Annotated in this window: 13 protein-coding genes, 1 tRNA gene and 1 rRNA gene; 5 read left to right on the top strand and 10 right to left on the bottom strand. The window is 66.5% G+C overall.

Annotated features, from left to right (window positions below; translation table 11 throughout):
* Window positions 1-179 precede the first annotated feature (179 nt).
* Together rrf and U1769_RS20635 are read left to right on the top strand one after the other, a co-directional pair.
* A 5S ribosomal RNA gene (gene rrf / locus U1769_RS20640) occupies window positions 180-294 on the top strand.
* 97 nt (window positions 295-391) lie between these two features.
* Window positions 392-468 (top strand) — tRNA-Met (locus U1769_RS20635).
* Window positions 469-575: 107 nt separating this feature from the next.
* Here the strand turns inward: U1769_RS20635 and U1769_RS20630 are convergent.
* Complete coding sequence (locus U1769_RS20630) at window positions 576-1,967, bottom strand: sigma-54-dependent transcriptional regulator (RefSeq protein ID WP_332719811.1); 1,392 nt, start codon at window positions 1,965-1,967, stop codon at window positions 576-578.
* Window positions 1,967-3,748, bottom strand: coding sequence for a sensor histidine kinase (locus U1769_RS20625; RefSeq protein WP_332719810.1), 1,782 nt, complete (start codon window positions 3,746-3,748; stop codon window positions 1,967-1,969). The genes U1769_RS20630 and U1769_RS20625 overlap by 1 nt, the downstream gene beginning before the upstream one ends.
* 219 nt (window positions 3,749-3,967) lie before the next feature.
* On the opposite strand from U1769_RS20625, the gene U1769_RS20620 reads away from it, so the two are divergent.
* From U1769_RS20620 to U1769_RS20610, 3 genes are read left to right on the top strand one after another with little or no spacing between them, the layout of a single operon-like run.
* Window positions 3,968-5,314 carry a dicarboxylate/amino acid:cation symporter gene (locus tag U1769_RS20620; RefSeq protein ID WP_332719809.1) on the top strand — a complete coding sequence of 449 codons (1,347 nt, stop codon included), beginning with the start codon at window positions 3,968-3,970 and terminating at the stop codon, window positions 5,312-5,314.
* Window positions 5,315-5,344: 30 nt separating this feature from the next.
* The gene (locus U1769_RS20615; protein WP_332719808.1) at window positions 5,345-8,431 is read left to right on the top strand and encodes a TonB-dependent receptor domain-containing protein; all 3,087 of its coding nucleotides are present in this window, start codon (window positions 5,345-5,347) and stop codon (window positions 8,429-8,431) included.
* A gap of 21 nt (window positions 8,432-8,452) precedes the next feature.
* Window positions 8,453-9,367, top strand: a complete 915-nt coding sequence (locus U1769_RS20610) for a DUF4886 domain-containing protein (protein ID WP_332719807.1) — start codon at window positions 8,453-8,455, stop codon at window positions 9,365-9,367.
* Here U1769_RS20610 and cobA read toward each other — a convergent pair.
* The 8 genes from cobA to U1769_RS20570 form a co-directional block, all read right to left on the bottom strand.
* The gene (cobA, locus tag U1769_RS20605; RefSeq protein WP_443030431.1) at window positions 9,333-10,133 is read right to left on the bottom strand and encodes a uroporphyrinogen-III C-methyltransferase; all 801 of its coding nucleotides are present in this window, start codon (window positions 10,131-10,133) and stop codon (window positions 9,333-9,335) included. The two genes, U1769_RS20610 and cobA, sit on opposite strands and share 35 nt — an antisense overlap.
* The gene (locus tag U1769_RS20600) at window positions 10,126-12,663 is read right to left on the bottom strand and encodes a molybdopterin-dependent oxidoreductase (RefSeq protein WP_332719806.1); all 2,538 of its coding nucleotides are present in this window, start codon (window positions 12,661-12,663) and stop codon (window positions 10,126-10,128) included. Before U1769_RS20600 ends, cobA begins: the two co-directional genes overlap by 8 nt.
* 146 nt (window positions 12,664-12,809) lie before the next feature.
* Window positions 12,810-13,148 carry a nitrite reductase small subunit NirD gene (gene nirD / locus U1769_RS20595; protein ID WP_332719805.1) on the bottom strand — a complete coding sequence of 113 codons (339 nt, stop codon included), beginning with the start codon at window positions 13,146-13,148 and terminating at the stop codon, window positions 12,810-12,812.
* Window positions 13,148-15,631: a nitrite reductase large subunit NirB gene (nirB, locus tag U1769_RS20590; protein ID WP_332719803.1), complete on the bottom strand. Its 2,484-nt coding sequence runs from the start codon at window positions 15,629-15,631 to the stop codon at window positions 13,148-13,150. The genes nirD and nirB overlap by 1 nt, the downstream gene beginning before the upstream one ends.
* Window positions 15,628-16,839, bottom strand: a complete 1,212-nt coding sequence (locus U1769_RS20585; protein ID WP_332719802.1) for an alginate export family protein — start codon at window positions 16,837-16,839, stop codon at window positions 15,628-15,630. Before U1769_RS20585 ends, nirB begins: the two co-directional genes overlap by 4 nt.
* Window positions 16,839-18,119, bottom strand: a complete 1,281-nt coding sequence (locus U1769_RS20580) for a nitrate/nitrite transporter (protein WP_332719800.1) — start codon at window positions 18,117-18,119, stop codon at window positions 16,839-16,841. Before U1769_RS20580 ends, U1769_RS20585 begins: the two co-directional genes overlap by 1 nt.
* A gap of 188 nt (window positions 18,120-18,307) precedes the next feature.
* A complete protein-coding gene (locus U1769_RS20575) occupies window positions 18,308-19,516 on the bottom strand; it encodes an ABC transporter substrate-binding protein (protein ID WP_332719798.1) in 1,209 nt (402 codons plus the stop codon).
* Window positions 19,513-20,091, bottom strand: coding sequence for an ANTAR domain-containing response regulator (locus U1769_RS20570; protein WP_332719795.1), 579 nt, complete (start codon window positions 20,089-20,091; stop codon window positions 19,513-19,515). The genes U1769_RS20575 and U1769_RS20570 overlap by 4 nt, the downstream gene beginning before the upstream one ends.
* Between the last annotated feature and the right edge of the window lie 91 nt (window positions 20,092-20,182).

Genomic DNA, 20,182 nt, shown 5'->3' with positions numbered 1-20,182 from the left:
ATTGAACAGCAACGCCTAGTAAACACCTACACCTGAATTCAGGTAAAGCGTGCATCGATTTTAAGGGAACCCATCAAAGTATTACTTTGAGGGGACCCGTCAGAACCGTTTTTCGCATTCCCTTAATCGGGAAACCCGCGCAGCCAAAAACTGCGCGGGGTGCCTCACCGGCTTCATTGCTTGGTGGCTATAGCGTCAGTGCCCCACCCGATCCCATCTCGAACTCGGCCGTGAAACCTGACTGCGCCGATGGTACTATCGCTCAAGCGATGGAAGAGTAGGTCGTCGCCAGGCATTGCAGCCGGTGAAGCACACGAAAAACGAAACCGATACAAAGAACCCATTCACATGTCCTTCCCTCCCGCCCAAAAGCAGGAGGAAAGAACCTTGGCGCGGGGTGGAGCAGCCCGGTAGCTCGTCAGGCTCATAACCTGAAGGTCACAGGTTCAAATCCTGTCCCCGCAACCAACGGTCCATAACGCTCCAACACACCACACACACAGCCTGCTGGCCAAACGGTCCGCGGGCCTTTTTGTGTTCGCCAATCCGACCGCGGATTCACGATGGCGAAAGCTTCATTCGCGCGTCTTTCCCGCTCCTCCGCCGCGATCCGATTCCGGTGCCGGGTGACCGCGGAAATCATCGATCGTGATGCCCAGTCGCGCGATCTTGTCGTAGAAGGTCTTGCGGGGAATCCCGAGCAGCGGCAGCGCGGCCGCCACGCGTCCGCCGGTTGCGCGCAGCGCTTCCTCGATCGCCTCGGCCTCGAACCGGCTGACCCGCGTCGGCAAGTCAGGCCGTTCCCTGGCCGGCAGCGCGCCCCGTTCCTCCCCCAGGCCCAGCACAGCGCCAAAGGCGAAATTGCGCAGCTCGCGGACATTGCCGGGCCAGTCGTGCGACCGCAAATGGCGGCGGACGCTGTCGGTCAGCCGGAAGTCGGGAATGCCCGCCTGTCGCTTGGCCTCCTCGACGAAACCGGCAAATAGCGATGCGATGTCCGCGCCGCGTTCGCGCAGGGGCGGCACGCGCAGGCGGACCACGTTGAGCCGATAATAGAGATCGGGACGAAACCGCCCCTCGGTCGCGGCACGGGCGAGATCGGTCTTGGTCGTCGCGATCACGCGCAGATCGACGCTGCGCGGGCGCGTATCGCCGATCGGATGCACTTCCCGCTCCTCCAGTACGCGCAGCAGCCGTGCCTGAATCGCCGGCGCCATCGAATCTATCTCGTCGAGCAGGAGCGTGCCGCCGCTCGACGCCTCGATCTGACCGATCCGAGCCAGCCGGGTGTGCGGCACGCTGTCGGCGGCATGACCGAACAGCTCGATCTCGGCGATCGCCTCGGGCAGTGCGCCGCAATTGACCGCAATGAACGGCCGGCTCCGCCGCGCGCCGAGCCGGTGGAGCAGCAGCGCGACCAGCTCCTTGCCGGTGCCAGTCTCGCCTTCGACCAGCACATCGATATCGGCCAGCGCGAGCTGGCGGATCGTTCCCCGCAACTGCACCATCGGGGCGCTGTCGCCGATCAGCGGCCCCGCCTCGTCGACTACGGCCGCCGCCGCGCGCAGGCGCCGGTTGTCCAGCACCAGCAGGCGCTTCTCCAGCGCCTTGCCTGCGGCCGCCACGAGATGATCGGCCGCGAACGGCTTGGTGAGAAAATCGAACGCTCCGTCCCGCAGCGCACCGACCGCCATCGCGACATCGGCATGGCCGGTGATCAGGATGACGGGAATGTCGGGATCGATCGTGCGGACCCGCTCCAGCAATTGCAGGCCGTCGATCCCCGGCATGCGAATGTCGGAGATGATCGCGCCGGTGAAATCCGCGCGGATTTCCGGAAGTGCCTCGGTCGCGCTCGCGAATGGCCGGACCGTCAGCCCGGCCAGTTCGAGCGTCTGCATCGTGGCTGCGCGCAGCTGCGCGTCGTCCTCGACGAAGAAGATGCTCTGCTCGGTCGGGAACAGCATCAGGCGCGCTTCAGCCGCAGCGCGAAGGCAGCGCCGCTGAGCGCCGAGTTGCCGATCTCCAGCTCCCCGCCGAATTCGCGGGCAATGTCGCGCGCAATGCCCAGGCCAAGGCCCAGTCCTTCGGGCTTGGCGGAGATGAACGGGGCGAACAGCTGGTCGGCGATCGTCGGATCGAGGCCAGATCCGTTGTCGCCGACCGTGATCGTCATGTCGCTGCCGGCAACGACCGCCACGATCAGGATGCGGGGCGCGGCCATGCCAGCTACCGCATCGAGTGCATTCTGGAGCAGGTTGACCAGGATCTGCTCCAGCCTGACACGGTCGCCCACCACCAGCGCGCCGCGCATGTCGGGGGCGAGGTCCACCGTCACGATCTGCCGCGCTCGCTCGCCGAGGATCAGCAATGCGCCATCGATCACCGAGCCGATTCCGATTGCGCCCCGCAGGGGTGTGCGGCGCCGCGCAAAGGTGCGCAGCTCGGCGGTGATCGATCCGATCCGCGCGGTCAGGTCGATGATCTGCGCGAGGTTGCCGCGCACCGGCTCGATCTGGTCGCGGTCGAGGAAGATGCCGGCATTTTCGGCGAAGGTGCGGATCGCCGCGACCGGCTGGTTGATCTCATGCGCTACACCGGCCGTGATCTGGCCGAGCGAACCCAGGCGGTTGGCCTGCGCCAGTTCCTCGCGGGCCGCTCGGAAACGCTGCTCGGCTTCGACCCGCTCGCGCGATTCGATGGTCAGCTGGCGGTTCGTTTCGCTGAGCTCGGCGGTACGGCGCACCACCTCCTGTTCGAGCGCGAGCCGCGCGTCATGCTGGAGCTGCCGCTTCTCGCGTGAGCGCCAGGCCAGCCCGGCGACGACGCCGAGGATGATCAGGATCGCCAGCCCGCGGAGCCGCACGCTGGTGGTGGCGGCGGCGAGCGGCCCGGCCAGTGGTTCGAGATGGACGAGCCGGGATCCTGCCAATGGCACCGGCAGCGATCCCAGGCGATAGTGAGCTTCGTCCACGCTCACCGTCGCCGCCGATTGGGCCAGGACAAAAGGGGCGGCACGGGGCGGCCCGCTGCCGAACTGCAGCGTGGTCCGGGCCTGCGCCAGCGTCGCCGCGTCGAGCGGATGCGTGGTGCGGAAGCGCCAGCCCGGCACGCTGGTGATCAGGATCACGCCGTGCGAGTCCGTGACGAAACTGTGCCCGCCCGCGCGTGCCCAGGTCGCCTCGAGACGATCGAACTCCACCTTGACCACCACGACGCCCGCCGACCGCCCGTTGGCGGTCAGCCGCCGGGCCAGGAACAATCCGGGTCGTCCGCTGATCGTGCCGAGCGCGAACAGTTCGGACGCGCCACGGCTCATGGCGTCTCGGAAATAAGGGCGGAAGCTGTAATTCTGTCCCACGAAGCTGGTGGGCAGCCGCCAGTTGCTCGCGGCGACCGTCACGCCCTTCGCATCGATCACATAGATCGCCGCCGCGTCGGTGCGGTCGGCCAGCAGCTCAAGCGTCCGGTTGAGCCGGGCGACGGCAGTGGGGGACTGGGTTTCCAGGGCAGTCGCGACGTCGGGGTAGTCAATCAGCACCAGCGGTAGCAGGCGGAATTTCTGCAGTTCGCTTGCGAGCAGTCCCGCGTGGCTCCGGGCAGTCTGGCCAGCCGCGGCGTCGGCCGCCGCCGCCGCCTGCGCGGTTGCCCAACGGCCGCTGGCCCATAGCAGCGCGGCGCCGAGGAGCAGCACCACCAGCGCTGCCGCGACGAGCCGGACTCTGATAGGATTGAGACGGTCGATCATTATGAGCGGTATATCACACACTATACCTTAGTCATGTGTGGAATTGCGCACAATCGATGCGACCGCATCCCCTCGATTCTCCATCATAATATAAATCTATCAGTTACTTAACCAATCTTTTAGCAAAGTGTTCATCCGGTGGTCTGGGGCCGTATTTTCTTATCCAGTCGCTCACCAGAAAGCGGCCGACAGCGTGCCATGCGCGCCGAGAGGGACTGAATGACGCTCACCGTCACCACTGCAACCGATCAGCCACCCGTGCGCGTGCCGCTCTGGCGCCATCTCTATGCACAGGTGCTCGTCGCGATCCTGCTGGGCGTGACGCTCGGCCATTTCTGGCCGGACTGGGGCGCCGCAATGAAACCCCTGGGGGATGGCTTCATCAATCTGGTCAAGATGGTGATCGCCCCGGTGATCTTCCTGTCAGTGGTCAGCGGCATCGCCGGGATGCGCCAGCTCTCCTCCGTCGGGCGGGTTGCCGCAAAGGCATTCGGCTATTTCCTGTTCTTTTCGACGCTGGCGCTGATCCTCGGGCTGATCGTCGCCAATGTCGTGCACCCGGGCGCGGGGATGAACGTCGATCCCGCCACGCTCGATCAGGGTGCGGTCGCCACCTATTCGCACAAGGCGCACGAGACGACGATCGTCGGTTTCCTGCTGTCGATCATCCCGACGACGATGGTCTCGGCGCTGACGGACGGGTCGATCCTGCAGACGCTGTTCGTCGCCATCCTGTTCGGCATAGCCATGTCGCTCGTCGGCAAGCCGGCCGAGCCGGTGCTGCACCTGATCGAGCGGCTGGCGCTGATCGTGTTCCGGCTGGTCGGCATCCTGATGCGCGCGGCACCGATCGGCGCGTTCGGGGCGATGGCTTTCACCATCGGCAAATACGGCGTCGGCTCGCTGGTCAATCTCGGCGCGTTGGTCGCGACCTTCTATCTCACCTCGCTGTTCTTCGTGCTGGTCATCCTCGGCGCAGTCGCGCGCGCGCATGGTTTCTCGATCGTCCGGCTGATCGTCTATCTACGCGCCGAGTTGCTGCTCGTGCTCGGCACCTCCTCGTCCGAGGCGGCACTGCCCAGCCTGATCGGCAAGATGGAGGCGGCCGGCTGCGACAAGGCAGTCGTCGGGCTGGTCGTGCCGACCGGCTATTCGTTCAATCTCGACGGCACGAACATCTACATGACGCTCGCGGCGTTGTTCATTGCGCAGGCGACCAATGTCGAGCTGTCGCTGTGGCAGCAGATAACGTTGCTGCTCGTCGCGATGCTGAGTTCCAAGGGGGCGGCCGGCGTGACCGGGGCCGGCTTCATCACGCTTGCGGCGACTCTGTCGATCGTGCCCGACGTGCCGGTCGCCGGCATGGCGCTGATCCTCGGCGTCGACCGCTTCATGTCGGAATGCCGCAGCCTGACCAACTTCATGGGCAACGCCGTCGCGACCGTCGTCGTTGCGCGGTGGGAGAACGGGCTCGACCGTGACCGGCTGGCCGCGGCCATGGCCGGGCGGCCGCTTCCGCTCGACTCGGTGATCGCGCCGGACATCGCGGCGGCGCCGACCGGATGACGAAAAAAACAAAAATGGGGAGAGAGAAAAGTGATCTTTGCAATTCGATCGGCGGCGCTGCTTGCCGGAACCGCCTTTGCCGCGCTCGCGGCGGCGCACGCCGGCGCCCAGGAGATTCAGCCGGCGCCCGCCGCGCAGGATAGCGCCGCGGCGGCGGACGACGCGGAGGTCGTTCAGGATATCGTCGTGGTCGGATCGCAGATCCGCGGTTCTGCCGTCACCGCGGCCCTGCCCGTCACCGTGCTCGATGCCAACCAGATCGACGCGACCGGCGCGCTGTCCGGCGATGACCTGATCCGCGCCATCCCGCAAATGGGCGACGTCACTTTCAACCCGTCGAACAACCCGCAGACCAGCAATGCGGCGCGGGGCGACGTCAATTCGATCAACCTGCGCAATCTCGGCGTCGGCAACACGCTGGTGCTGCTCAACGGCCGCCGTCTGGTCTCGCACCCGTCAAGCCAGGCTGGTGAGGGCAATGTGCCGGTGCTCGGCTATAATTCGAATTCCATTCCCGTTGCCGGCGTGCAGCGGCTGGAGATCCTGCGCGACGGCGCCGCGGCAATCTACGGCGCCGATGCCGTGGCCGGCGTGGTCAACACCGTGCTGAAGGATGATTTCAGCGGCCTGTCGGTCGATGGGCGGTTCGGCTTCGCCGAGGGTACGCACCGCAAGGAATATCAGCTGACCGGCTTTGCCGGCCATAATTTCGCGGAAGGGCGCGCCAACCTGTCGCTGCTGCTCGATTATACCAGGCGCACCGCGCAGCGCGCCGAGGACCAGCCTTATACCGCGACCAACGATCTGCGGCCCTTCTTCGCGGACGATCCCGATTTCGCGGGCAACGCCAGCGCGGACGGCCGCGCGACTCAGGCGCCCTGGGCAAACCTGGTCGTCGTCGGCGGCCCCGGCACGATCCGGCGCGGCACCACTGCCCTGACCTCGTCGGCGGGCGCGTTCCATACCCAGTCGGCGCTCAACCCGGGCTGCGTGGTCGCGATCAACACCGATGCCTGCCTCGGCACTGGCACGCGCGCAACCGCAACCACGCTGCGCAGCGAGCGGTTCGACAACGCAATCGGCACCACCGTCACGCCGGGTGTCGAGCGCTTCAACGGCTTCCTCACCGGTCATTACGACGTCAGCGATGCCGTGACGCTCTATACCGAGATCGGCTATTACCGCGCCTCGACGCACGCCATCCAGCCGCCCACGATCAACCTCAACGCGATCGTCGTCCCGGCGAGCAATTACTGGAATCCGTTCGGCCCCACCGTCTTCGCTGACGGGACGGTCAACCCGAACCGCATCGCGGGCCTCACCAACGTACCCGCCGCCGGCCTGCCCGTGCGGCTCTCCACCTACCGCTTTGTCGACACCGGGCCGCAATATGTCGATGTGACCAACTGGCAGTCGCGGTTCCTCGCCGGCGCCAAGGGCCGGCTCGGCGGCTTCGATTTCGACACTGCCCTGCTCTATTCGGCGGCGCAGGCGACTGACCGTTCCGATGCGATCAACATGACGAAGCTCCAGCAGAGCCTCGCCCTCTCGACGCCCGATGCCTATAATCCGTTCAGCGGCGGTTGCAGCGCGACGCCGGCAGTCGGGGATTGTTCGCCCTCTTCCCAGACGGCGATCGATGCGATCACTTTCAAGCTCAACCGCCGGTCGAAGACCACGCTGGCGCTGGCCGATTTCAAATTGTCCAAGGCCGATCTTTTCGCGCTGCCCGGCGGCGATCTCGGCCTCGCGCTCGGCGTCGAGGGCCGGCGTGAGACTCAGCAGGACGATCGCGATCCCAATCTCAATGGGGAGATCACCTTCACGGATTCAGTGACGGGCGAGACCTCGCTCAGCAATGTCGCCGCGGTCAGCCCGACGCCGAGCACGCGTGGGTCGCGCACCGTCTTCTCCGGTTTCGGCGAACTCGCGGTGCCGGTCATCTCGCCCGACATGAACATCCCGCTGATCCGCCGCCTCGACGTTCAGCTGGCGGGGCGGGTCGAGCATTACAGCGATTTCGGCACGGTCGCGAAGCCGAAGATCGCGGCGGCCTGGGACCTGTTCGAGGGCTTTCGCCTGCGCGGCTCCTGGTCGCAGGGTTTCCGCGCGCCGAACCTCGAGCAGACCAAGACGGTGCAATATTCGCGGCTCGGCTCGAATACCGATTTCTACCGGTGCGAGGCCGATCTGCGCGCGAACCGCATCACCAGCTTCAACACGTGCAGCCGCGGCATCAGCTATTCGATCTTCGTTGCCGGCAATCCGGATCTGAAGCCGGAAAACAGCACCAACTGGACGGTCGGCACGGTGCTCGAACCGAAACTGTGGGACCGCCGCTTCGGCCGGCTGACGCTGACCGCTGATTTCTGGTCGATCCAGCAGACCGGGATCGTCGGCCAGTTCGGGCCGCAAAATGCGCTGGTGCTCGATTATCTGCTGCGCCAGCAGGGTTCGAGCAATCCCAATGTGATCCGCGCCGCTCCGACGGCCGACGATCTGCCCGCCTTTGCCGGCACCGGGCTCGCCCCTGCCGGCGCGGTGACTCAGATCCGCGATCAGTTCGTCAATCTGCAGCCGCAGACGGTGCAGGGCCTCGATCTCGCGCTGATCTATTCGGTCCGCGATACCGGCATCGGCAATTTCGATCTGAACCTGAACGCTGCGCGGCTGACCCGATATTCGCGTGAGATCCCGCCGAGCATCCAGGTGCTGTTCGATGCGCGCGCGGCCGGCACGATCAACGTGGCGACGCCGCTGACGGATTCGACTGATCTGATCCAGGTGCGCGGCAAGCCCAAATGGCGGGTGACCGGCTCGCTCACCTGGTCCCTGGGTCCGGTCCAGATCGGCGGCTTCGCCAATGTGACCAGCTCGGTCTACGACACCAGCTTCCTCGATCCGAACGGCAATCCGTACGTCGTCGACGGGCAGACGACGTTCAATCTCTATGCGCAATATCGCTTCAAGAGCGGCGTGCTGGAGGATACGCGGATCCGGGTGGGCGCGCGCAATATCTTCGACAAGCAACCGCCGCTCGCGGGGGATGGGTATCTCGGATCGCTGTACAGCCCCTATGGCCGCTATTGGTACACGTCGATCAGCAAGAAATTCTGAGGGTAGCAGATGGAAATGGGCATGCGGGGATGGGTGATGATCGCGGGGGCGGCGCTTGCGCTGGCCCCGGCCGCTGCCGGGGCGCAGGTCTCGGTGCCGGTCCCGCCGGTGGCGCCGACGATCCAGACGGCGCCTCGGACGATTCTGTTCATCGGCAACAGCTTCACGCAGGGCGCGCATTCGGCCGTGCGCCGCTATCGCGCGAGCACCGTGACGGATCTGACCAATGACGGCACCGGCGGCGTCCCCGCGCTGTTCAAGCTGTTCGCGCAGCAAGCCGGGCTCAATTATCAGGTCAGCCTGGAAACCCAGGGCGGCAAGGGCCTGGACTTCCATTACGATACGCGCCGGGCGCTGCTCGATCGGCCGTGGGACGTGGTCGTGCTGCAGGATTTCAGCACGCTCGATCGCGACCGGCCGGGCGATCCCGGTCTGTTGCTGCGCTATTCGGGATTGCTCGCCGGCATGTTTCGACAGCGCAATCCCGCCGTCCGCATCGAGCTGAATTCGACCTGGTCGCGCGCTGACCTGACGTACCGGACCAGCAGCCCGTGGTATGGCAGGCCGATCGCCGCGATGGCGGCCACCTTGCGCGGCGCGGCCAACCTGGCGCTGGCGAACCGGGCGGTCGACGGAATCATCCCGGTGGGCGAGGCGTGGAACCGGGCCTTTGCCGATGGGGTGGCCGATCCCAATCCCTATGACGGCACCAGCTTCGGCCAGGTCGATCTGTGGACCTATGACCAATATCATGGGAGCATCGCGGGCTATTATCTCGAGGCGCTGGTCATCTTCGGCAAGGTGACCGGGGTCGATCCCCGCAGCCTCGGCGCGAAAGAGCGGGCAGCCGACGATCTCGGCCTGTCACCCACCGTTGCGGCGGCGCTGCGCGATATAGCCTTCAGGCAGCTCGAGGCGGAGACGAAGCCGCGCTGATCGCGGCATCGACGATCGCGGTGAGATCCGCTGGCCGGCGCGGGCGCACTGCCTCACCGATCAGGATCAGCGCCGGGCCGCCGCTCGCACCGCCGATCGCGATCGGCAGCAGATCGAGCCGGGTGTGGATCATCCGTTCCTCGGCCAGACTCACGTCCCGGGCGATGAGCACCGGCGTCGTCGCGGAGAGGCCGTGGGCGATCAGCTTGCGACAGATGTCGGCTGCGGCGGCCCGGCCCATATAGAAAGCGAGCGTCGCGCACGGATCGGCCAGCGATGCCCAGTCGAGGCCGATCGCCGCGCCCTCGCGCGCCTGAGCGGTAACGAAACGCACTTGCCGCGCAGCGCCGCGCAGCGACAGGGAGACGCAGGCGCTGGCCGCGGCGGCGCTGGCGGCAGTGATGCCGGGGCAGATCCGCACGCGCACGCCGTGCTGGGCCAGCGCGTCGATCTCCTCCGCCGATCGCCCGAAGATCGACGGATCGCCGCCCTTCAGCCGCACCACGCGCTCGCCGGCCAGCGCCGCCTTGACCAGCAGCGCGTTGATTGCCTCCTGAGTCCGCGAATGCCGGCCCGATCGCTTGCCGACGGGCACGCGGCGGACTGAGGGTGGAATCAGCGCGAGCACGCCCGGCCCGACCAGCGCATCGTGAAAGACGATCGAGGCGTCCGCGATCAGCCTTTCGGCCTTGCGCGTCAGCAGGTCCGGATCGCCCGGGCCGGCGCCGACCAGCCAGACGTCGCCGGGTGCGATGAGCTCAGCCATAAACAGGTTCCTTCGTCGGTGGGAGCAGGGCGGCGATGGCCGGGCGGCATGATCCGCAATTGGTGCCGGCGTTGATCGCCGCGCCGACGGCTTCGACGCTGACGAGCCGCTGGTCGGCGATCGCGGTGAGGATCGTGTTCAGCCCGATATCGAAGCAGACGCAGACGATCCGGCCGCGATCCGGCGCCGGTGTCGCAGGCCGGCCGGCGAGCAGCTCGAATGGCACCGCGCCGGCCTCGCCGAGCTGTGCGAGCAGCCAGTCGCGCGGCGGCAGGCTGGCGCTGCGCGATACGAATAGCGCTGCCTGCAGCACGCCGTCGGCAATCACCGCCGATCGGATCACGCCGCGCTGGGTATCGATCATCTCGGCGCGCTCGCCCGCGGGCAGCAGGCCGACAAGGGATGCGATCTCGCCGTCGCCTGCCAGTTCGGTCAGCCAGCCACCGGTGGTGCGGATGCGTGTCCAATAGGGGCAATCCGGCATCACGGTCTCGCCACGGGAGATCAGGAATCCGTTCCAGGCCGGCTTCCACGCTTTGGCAGTGACCGGCGTATTCTTGAAACCCGGCTGGCCGGAATGCGGATCGCGCTCCTGCGCCGGGAGCAGCCCGGCCCGGCCGCCGGCGCTGGTCTGGTCGGTCCAGTGGATCGGCACGAACAATTCGCGCCGGCGCTGGTCGGGCGTGCTGGCAACGCGGAAGATGCTCGATCCTTGCGCCGTCTCGACGCGCGCCAGCCCGCCATCCTCCAGGCCGAGGCGCCGGACGGTGTCGGGGTGGATCTCGACCAGCGGCTCGCGGCGGTGCTGCGACAGTTTCGCCGACAGGCCGGTCCGCGTCATGCTGTGCCACTGGTCGCGGTAGCGCCCGGTATTGAGCCGCAGCGGAAAGGCGCGGCCGCCATCGGCGCGCGGTTGCCACGCAACCGGCACCAGCCGCGCCTTGCCGTCCGGCGTCGCATAGCCCCGGGCTGCGAAGGGCGACGCGCCGCCCCATTGAAACGGCGTCATGGCGTCATAGGCCGCGTCCGTCAGCTCGGCCTTGTTGGAGATGTCCAACAGGCGGGCCCCGTCATTCTCGAATCCGGTCTGTGCGGCGAACTCGCGAAAGATGCTTGCCGCGTCCGGATACTCGAATCCGGCAAAGCCCATGCGCTTCGCCACCTCGGCGATCGCCCACCAGTCGGCCCGCGCCGCGCCCGGCGGCGTCATGAAGCCGCGCTGGCGCGAGACCCGGCGCTCCGAATTCGTGACCATGCCGTCCTTCTCGCCCCAGGCGAGCGCAGGCAGTTTCACCTGCCCATAGCGGGCGGTGTCAGTGGCGGCGATGCAGTCGGAAACCACCACGAACGGGCAATTGGCCAGCGCCACCCGCGCCATCCGCGCATCGGGCATGGAGACGGCTGGGTTGGTCGCCATGATCCACACCGCCTTGATCCTGCCCTTCGCCATGGCGTCGAACATGTCGACGGCTTTCAGGCCGGGGCCAGGGCAGATCGTCGGCGATTGCCAGAAACGCTGGGCGCGGTCGCGATCTTCGGCGCCGAATCCCATATGCGCGGCCAGCGTGGAGGCGAGGCCGCCGACCTCGCGGCCGCCCATCGCATTGGGCTGGCCGGTGATGCTGAACGGCCCGGCACCGGGCTTGCCGATCCGGCCGGTGGCGAGATGCAGGTTGATGATCGCATTGGCCTTGTCGGTGCCACTGGTCGACTGGTTCACGCCCTGGCTGAACAAGGTCACGGTGCGCGGATGCTCGGCGAACAGGTCGTAGAACGCCTGCAGGTCGGCTGGCGCTATGTCGCAGGTCCTGGCTACGTCGCCTTGGGGCAGGCTCTTCCAGAAGCCCTCCGGTACGGCGACATGGTCGGCGAGATAGCGGCCATCGAGCCGCCAGATCGATCGCATCTCCGCGAGCAGACCGGTGAACAGGGCGACGTCGCTGTCGGGTGCGATCGCAAGATGGAGATCGGCGCGCTCGGCCGTCTCGGTGCGGCGCGGGTCGATCACCACCAGCTTCGTGCCCCGTGTGGCGCGCGCCGCCTCGATCCGCTGCCACACGATCGGATGGCACCAGGCGGTATTCGATCCGACCAGGACGATCAGGTCGGCCGCGTCGAGATCGTCATAGCTGCATGGCACCACATCCTCGCCAAACGCGCGGACATGCGCCGCGACCGCGCTCGCCATGCACAGCCGCGAATTGGTGTCGATATTGGCGGTGCCGATGAAGCCCTTCATCAGCTTGTTCGCGACGTAATAATCCTCGGTCAGCATCTGGCCCGACGCATAGAAGGCGACGCTGTCCGGCCCATATTCGGCGATGGTCGCGGCGAAGCGGCTGGCGACGAGGTCTAGCGCCTCGTGCCAGCCGGCCCTCTCCGACCCGATCATTGGGTGTAGCAACCGGCCTTCGAGACCGATGGTTTCGCCGAGATGGATGCCCTTGGAACAGAGCTTGCCGCGATTGGCGGGATGGTCGGGGTCGCCGGCGATTTTTGCCGTGCGTGGCCCGGTGAGGGTGGCGAGCACGCCGCACCCCACACCGCAATAAGGGCAGGTGGTCTTAACCTTAAGCCCCTCCCCTTCAGGGGAGGGGTTGGGGTGGGGCAGTGCCGCGAGGTTGCCTCCGTGAGGCTCCCCCACCCCCGGCTCCTCCCCGGAAGGGGAGGAGAGTTTCACGCCACCCCCGCAAGCGCGGCGGCACGCCCGATCAAAATCCGCCCGCCGTCCACCTTCACCGGGATCACCGGCACGCAGCCCTTGTCCTCGCCCAGCGCTTCGCCCGTCACGAGCGAGATGCGCCAGTTGTGCAGCGGGCAGGTCACTGTCGTGTCGTGGACGATGCCCTGGCTGAGCGGCCCGGCCTTGTGCGGGCATTGGTTGGCCAGCGCATAGACCTGGCCATTGGCGGTATGGAAGATCGCGATCTCGCGCCCGCCCTGCACCGGCAGGGTGCGCGCGCCGAGTGCCGGGAGCTGATCGACCGGGCCGATATCGAGCCATTCGGGTTCCATCACGCGACCTCCAGCGTACGGGCGACGGGCGCCGGAGAGGGCCTGATTTCGGCAAGATGCTGATGGAGCTTCCAGTCCTCGCCCGCGGCGCGTTTCGCCCAGGGATCGTCCTGCATGAAGCTCTGCGAATAGAGGAACCGCGCCCGCAGCGCCTCGCGCCCGATCGGGTCATCCACGATCCGCTGCCGGATATAATCGAGCCCGACCCGCTCCACCCAGGGCGCGGTCCGGTCGAGATAGCGCGCTTCCTCGCGGTAGAGCTGGATGAAGGCAGCGCAGTAATCGAGCGCCTCCTGCTCGGTCGAAACCTTGCACAGGAAATCGGTGCCGCGCAGCTTGATGCCGCCATTGCCGCCGATCGACAGCTCATAGCCGCTGTCGACGCAGATCACGCCGATGTCCTTGATCGTCGCCTCGGCGCAGTTGCGCGGGCAGCCCGAGACCGCGATCTTGAACTTGTGCGGCATGAAGCTGCCCCAGGTCATGCGTTCGATCCTGATGCCGAGCCCGGTCGAATCCTGCGTGCCGAAGCGGCACCATTCGGAGCCGACACAGGTCTTCACCGTGCGCAGCGCCTTGGCATAGGCATGACCGCTGACCATGCCGGCCGCATTGAGATCGGCCCAGACGGCGGGCAGATCCTCCTTCTTGATGCCGAAGATGTCGAGCCGCTGGCCGCCCGTCACTTTCACCATACGCGCTTCGTATTTCTCGGCGACGTCGGCGATGGCGCGCAGCTCCTTCGGGTTGGTCACCCCGCCCCACATGCGCGGCACGACCGAATAGGTGCCGTCCTTCTGGATGTTGGCGTGCATCCTTTCGTTGACGAAGCGCGACTGGTTGTCGTCGGCGAACTCGCCCGGCCAGGCGCACAGCAGATAATAATTGAGCGCCGGCCGGCAGGAAGAGCAGCCGTCGGGCGTGGTCCAGTGAAGTTCCTGCATCACCTGCGGGATCGCCTTCAATTGCTTCTCGATGATCAGCCGGCGGACATCCTCATGCGTGAAGCTGGTGCATTTGCAGACGGTCGGCGCAGCGCGCTCGCCGGCATAATCCTCGCCCATGGTGATCGCGAGCAGCCCCTCCACGAGGCCAGTGCAGGAACCGCACGATGCCGATGCCTTGGTGCAGGCCCGCACTGCGTCGAGCGTGCCGGCCCCGCCCTGGATCGCCGCGACCACCTTGCCCTTGGATACGCCGTTGCAGCCGCAGATCTCGCCGTCGTCGGGCATCGCCGCGACGGCCGCATTAGGGTTTGCCGATGCCCCTCCTCCCGAAGCGAAGGCCTGGCCGAAGATCAGCGCGTCGCGGATCGCGGCAACATCCTCCTGCTTCTTCAGCAGGTCGAAATACCAGTTGCCGTCCTGGGTATCGCCATACAGCACCGCGCCGATCAGCCGGTCGTCCTTGACCACCACGCGCTTGTAGATGCCGCGCGACGCGTCGCGCATGACGATATCCTCGCAGCCTTCGCCGCCCGAGAAATCGCCGGCCGAAAAGACATCGATGCCGGAGACCTTGAGCTTGGTCGAGGTGACCGAGCCGCCATAACCGTTCGGCGTCGCGACCAGCCCGTCTGCCAGGCTGCGGCACATATCCCACAGCGGCGCGACCAGGCCGTAGACCTGACCCTGATGTTCGACGCATTCGCCGACCGCGAGGATGTTTTCATCCGAGGTGACGAGATGATCGTCGACATGAATGCCGCGCCCGATGGCGAGACCCGCATCGCGCGCCAGCTTCACATTGGGGCGGATGCCGACCGCCATCACGACGAGGCTCGCCGGGATCTCGCGCCCGTCCTTCAGCCGCACGCCTTCGACCTTGCCCTGTCCGATGATCTGCGCGGTGTCGGCGCCGGTCAGGATCGTCTGGCCGCGCCGTTCCAGCTCTTCCTTGAGCAGCCAGCCGGCCGCTTCATCGAGCTGGCGCTCCATCAGGGTCGGCATCAGGTGAAGCACCGTTACCTTCATGCCACGCAGGCACAGGCCGTGGGCCGCTTCCAGCCCGAGCAGGCCGCCGCCGATCACCACTGCGTCGCCCCCGGCCGAGGCAGCGCGCAGCATCGCGCCGACATCGTCCATGTCGCGGAAAGTGACGACGCCCTGCAGGTCATGTCCCGGCACCGGGATGATGAAGGGATCGGAGCCGGTGGCGAGCAGCAGCTTGTCATACTGCTCGACCCGGCCCGACCGTGCGGTGACGGTGCGTCCGGCCCGATCGATCGCCACGACGGAATCGCCCGCGACCAGGTCGATTCCATTGTCGGCATACCAGGCGTGATCGTTGATCACGATGTCCTCGAACGATTTGTCGCCCGCCAGCAGCGGGGAGAGCATGATGCGGTTGTAATTCACCCGCGGTTCGGCGCCGAAGATGGTGATGCGGTATTTGCCCGCGTCGCGCGCGAGGATTTCCTCGACCGCGCGGCACCCGGCCATGCCGTTGCCGATGACGACCAGATGGGGTTTGTCAGGGGTCATATCGACCACTCCAGAGAGAGCCAGAATTTCTTGGTGTCGGTCGCGAAGCGGTCGGCGTTGTAGGACGCGTATTTGGCAAGCGCGGTGTACCGCCCGCGCCGGACGCTCGCCTGCAGGTCGATCTCGTCGCCATAATGCTGGTCGGCGCGGTCGCTGTCGAAACGGTGATACGCCGCGATCAGGTCGATCGATGCGAACGGCCCGACCTTCTTCCAGCCATAGCCGGCCGAGGCATAGGCATCGCGCAACCCATCGGCCGGGGTGACGAGGAACTTGTCGGCCCAGCCGTTGAACTTGTGCAGGGTCGCGAGCGGCGTCTGGAAGCTGGTCAGCGCGACGCCGTCATCGGCACCGAGCACTTCATAGCCACCACCGACCTTGAACGCGGCCAGCTCGAGGCCGAGCTCGCCGGCATAATAGCTCGCGGCATAGGTGTTGGGGTTGTGGCGATAGTCGTTCTGCCGGGCAAAGCTCGCCGCATAGGTGAGTTTCGTCCCCGGGCCGAAGCCGTGGCTGCCGGCGAAGCGCGCGCCATAGGTCTGGCTGCTGTTGCGCAGGACCAGGGCACGATCCTGATCGATCAGATAGGCAAAGCCAGTCAGCGTCCCGAGCTTCGTCGCATAGCCCAGCGTCGCGAAGACATTGTCACCGCCGATCGCCTGGTAGCGTGCCGGCCCGTAACGATTGCCTCCGTCGATTCCCCAGATGGTGCGATCCGACCAGGCATAGGTGACATCGGCCTTCAGCCTGGCGATGCCTGACCATTCGATCCGTACCGCATCGAAGGTCTGCTCGCTTTGCCGCCACGGCGCCGTGCCGACGAAGCGCTGATCGTCCAGTGCTACGCGCTGACGCCCGATGGTGACGACCGTCTTCGGCAGACCGCGATATTGGAGTTGGAGCCGGTTGAGCTCGATATTCTGCGGATCGCCGACCAGTGGCAGGGCGGTGCGGGCATTCAGGCCGCTATAATAATGCTCGCTGATCGCGAGCACTGCCTCGCTCTCGGCGAGCAGGGTGAAATCGCCCGTTTTGGCTTCGATGCCGCTGCGGATGCGCATCGTCACGGCATCGGCATCGCGGGTCAGCGGCGCCTGGTCGACATGCTCGTAGCGCAGCCGCGCATCGATCAGCGGCTTCAGGGTTACCGGGCCGGCGATGGCCGGAGTCGAAATCAGTCCTGCCACTATGATCGGAAAAGCGCGCATCAGATCCTCACCCCCATTGCGGAGGCTCCCCAGGTGCTGCGCCACCGCTTCTTGACGATGCTTAACCCGGCCAGCGCGACGAGCGCGAGTCCGGCAAAGATCAGGAAACCGGTCGAGGTGCTGCCGGTAAGCTGCTTCGCGAAGCCCAGCGAGGAGGCGAGATAGAAGCCGCCCACGCCGCCGCCGAACCCGACAAGGCCGGTCATCACGCCGATCTCGTGGCGGAAACGCTGCGGCACCAGCTGGAACACCGCCCCGTTGCCGAAGCCCAGCGTCGCCATCACCAGCAGGAACAAGCCCATCGTCACCCCCAGCGAGGCAGGGGCGGTGCTGATCGCGATCAGGGTCGCCGCGGCCAGGCCATAGACCACGGTCAAGGTGCTGATGCCGCCGATCTTGTCGGCCGTCGCGCCGCCGAACGGGCGAACCAGCGATCCGATGAACACGCAGGCAGCGGTGCAATAGCCCGCCATGATCGGGCTGAGCGCGAACTGGTCGGTGAAATAGATCGAGAGGCTGGCGGCGAGCCCGACAAAACCGCCGAAGGTGACGCCGTAGAACAGCATGAACCACCAGGCATCGGCTTCCTTCAGCACGGCGAGATAGGCGGCGAGCTTCTTCGGCGCCGGCCGGTCGGGCGCATCCTTGGCGATCGCCATGTAGATGGCGAAGACGATGACGAGTGGGATCGCGGCCAGCCCGAACACGGCGTTCCAGCCGAACAGCTTGGCGAGTCCGGGCGCGAACAGGGAGGCGAGTACGGTGCCCGAATTGCCCATGCCGGCAATGCCCATCGCCTTGCCCTGATGCTCGGCCGGGTACCAGCGCGATGCCAGCGGCAGCGCGACCGCAAAGCTGGCGCCGGCAAAGCCGAGCACGACGCCGACGGCAAGCGTGCCCATGAAGCTGTGGATGCCGAAGGCCCAGGCCGTCAGCAGGCCGGCGATGACGATGATCTGGCCGATCGCGCCGGTCCGCTTCGGCCCGATCCGGTCGACCAGCACGCCGTTGACGAGCCGCAGCAATGCGCCCGCCAGAGTCGGCACTGCGACCATCAGGCCCTTCTGCGCTGGGGTAAGTCCCAAATCGGCAGCGATGATCGGGGCGAGCGGGCCGAGCAGTACCCACACCATGAAAGCGAGATCGAAATAGAGGAAGGCGGCGATCAGCGTCGGGCGGTGGCCGACTTGCCAGAAGCCGTTGTCCTTCGATGCTGCGATCGTCAGCGGCGGCGATGGCCGCTCGGCGATCCGTTCATCCAGGGCCTGCGCATGCGTCATTGTCCCGATCCCCTTCGAGCAAACGCAAAAAAGCCGCCGCGACGCCCGTTGCGAAACGGGGCCTGACGGCGACTTTGCCAAAATTTTCGGTGGTGCCAGGCGCTACTCCATTGCAGCGATCCGGCGGTCGGGAGAAAGCTGACGCCGTTCGCGCATTGATGCAAGCGTTTTTTGCGCCGCAGCGCAAATTAGGGCCGTTTCGTCCCCGTCAGATAGGTTTCGAGCGCATCGGGATCGAAACTACGGGCATCGAAGAAGCGATCGGCACCCAGAATCAGCCGCCCCTGCGTCGTGCCCACGCCGAGCGAATCGGCGATGCCTCCCTCCAGCTTCGAGCTTGCGCCAGGCAGCGGTACGCCCAGCGGGCGCAGCGCGGCACGGTAAATGTCCGGGCGGAAGACATGCTGCGCTGCATGATAATCGGCTTCGTTCGCCGCGGTATGGCCCGCAATGCACATCTGCGCGTACAGCCAGGCCGCCTGGCTCACCCAGGGAAAGTTCGCTGCCTCGCGGTGCTGGAACATGAAATCCGGCACATGGATTGCCGGATGGCCGCGCGCGAACAGAATCTGGTCGGAAATGGCGCGCCGGATCAGCGCAGCCGATCCATCGAGATAGGCGGATTGCGCCAGGATCGTCGCGATCTCGTCGAGCCGGGCCGGATCGACGAATGCGATGCCCGCCCGGTAGAGCGCGCGGATCAGCCGGCTGGTCAGGCCCGGATCATCTTCCATGCGCGCGGTGCGCATCGCCAGGACCTTCTCGACGCCGCGCAGCCAGATCTGGGATGTCACCGCGACGATCACGCCGACGCCGCGATCGACCGCGACGCTGTTCCACGGCTCGCCGACGCAGATGCCGTCGACCTCGCCATTCGCCAGCGCATCGGCGGCGAAGGGCGGCGCGACCGTAACGATCTCCACGTCGCGGTCGGGATCGATGCCGCAGCCGACCAGCCAGTAACGCAGCATGTAATTGTGGCTCGAATAGCGATGCACCACCCCGAACCGCAGCGGCTTCGCCCGCGCCCGCACGATGGCGGCCAGCTTGGCCCCGATCGCAGCCACATCGCCCGGCTGGCCGACGATGGTGACCTGCTCGGCGAGATCGGGCCGCAGCGTTATGGCATTGCCGTTCAGTCCAAGCACGAACGGCACGGCGATCGGTGTCGCCGGCCGGCCAAGGCCAAGCGTCGTTGCGATCGCCAGCGGCGCGAGCAGATGCGCCGCATCGCTATGGCCGTAGAGCAGCCGGTCGTTGACCGTCGCCCAGCTCATGTCGCGCACCAGTGTCAGATCGATCCGCTCCTCCTCGGCGAAGCCCAGTTCGCGCGCCAGGATCGGCAGGGCGGCGTCGACCAGCGGCAGGAAACCGATGCGGAACGGCGTGTTGCTCATAGGTCCCCCATCAGCCGGTCGGCGGTGACGATCGCGTCCGCAACGTCGCCGATCCGGCGCCCGCTATCCATCGCCGCCTTGCGCAGCGCGGCATAGGCGGCCGGCTCGTCGATCCCGCGCTTCTTCATCAGCAGCAGCTTGGCCTGGTCGATCGCCTTGCGTTCGGCGAGCGCGCTGCGCGCTTCGTCGAGCTCGGCGCGCAGCCGCGAATAAGCGCGGAATCGCCGGATCGCGAGTTCGAGGATCGGCTTGATCCGTTCCTTCTTCAGCCCATCGACGACATAGGCCGAAACACCGGCATCGATCGCTGCCTCGATCCCCGCCGTATCGCTCTGGTCGACGAACATCGCGACCGGCCGGGCCATCGCGCGAGACAGGGCGAACAGTTCCTCCAGCTCGTCACGGTGTGGATTGGCCAGGTTGATCAGCACGACATCGGGCGCGAACGCTTCGAGCCGGGCGGCGATGCCGTGGCGGTCAGCGAAGTTGGCGACGTCGGTCAGGCCCGCGTCGCGCAGGCCTTCCTCGATCACCGCGGCGCGCGCGGCGCTTTCGTCGACGATCGCAATCCGCAAAGACCAGCCTTTCTCGCTGCAACGCAGCATAGACGGTTGCGGGCGGCAAATTCAACCTCCGCCGCGCGCGACGGATGCGCGGCCCGACCGG

The sequence above is a fragment of the Parasphingomonas zepuensis genome, from assembly GCF_036663735.1.
Taxonomy (GTDB): Bacteria; Pseudomonadota; Alphaproteobacteria; order Sphingomonadales; family Sphingomonadaceae; genus Sphingomonas.
The sequence above is the reverse complement of the archived record's forward strand: the minus strand, read 5'-3'. Positions and strand labels throughout refer to the sequence as shown.